Genomic DNA, 771 nt, shown 5'->3' on the forward strand with positions numbered 1-771 from the left:
AAGCGGCAGCTGACGTGGTTGAGCGATGCGGAGTGGGCTCGGATCGAGCCGTTGCTGCCGCGGGGTCGCAAGGGTGCTCGTCGGGTTGACGACCGGCGGGTGATCTCGGGGATCGTGCATATGCTGCGGATCGGGGCGCGCTGGCGTGACTGTCCGGTCGAGTACGGGCCGTACACGACGGTCTACAACCGCTTCAACCGCTGGAGCCGGCAAGGCATCTGGCTCGGGATGTTCGAGGCGCTGACCGGGCATAGTGGCCTCTGGGGGACGGTGGCGATCGATGCGACGCATGTGAAGGCGCACCGCTCGGCGGCCGGCGCAAAAGGGGGGCCTTCATCCAGGCTATCGGCACCTCGCGTGGCGGACGCACGACCAAGCTCCACGGCCTGACTGACGACCAGGGCCGCCCCCGCGTCCTCCAGCTGTCGCCCGGCAACGTCAACGACATGACCATGGCGGCCTCGTTGATCGAAGCCGCCGGCCCCTTCACCCGGCTGATCGCCGACAAGGGCTACGACACCAATGCCATCCGCGCAGCCGTCGCAGCCCGAGGCGCCGAGGCCGTCATCCCCTCCACCGCCAGCAGGCGTGCGCCTATCCCCTACGACCGCGACGCCTACCGCACCCGAAACCTCGTCGAACGCCTCTGGTGCAGACTCAAGGACTGGAGGCGCATCGCTACACGCTACGACAAACTCGCCGACAACTACCTCTCAGCAGCCCTCATCGCCGCAACCATCATCTACTGGTGCAATTGAGTCCGGAGCCTAG

Annotated in this window: 1 pseudogene; it reads left to right on the forward strand. The window is 67.1% G+C overall.

Going from position 1 to position 771, the window contains the following annotated elements:
• The first annotated feature begins 51 nt into the window (after window positions 1-51).
• A pseudogene (locus tag ACFOMD_RS18355) lies at window positions 52-758 on the forward strand (IS5 family transposase).
• The last annotated feature ends 13 nt before the right edge of the window (window positions 759-771 follow it).

Source organism: Sphingoaurantiacus capsulatus, from assembly GCF_042648405.1.
In the GTDB taxonomy this organism is placed as follows: domain Bacteria; phylum Pseudomonadota; class Alphaproteobacteria; order Sphingomonadales; family Sphingomonadaceae; genus Sphingoaurantiacus; species Sphingoaurantiacus capsulatus.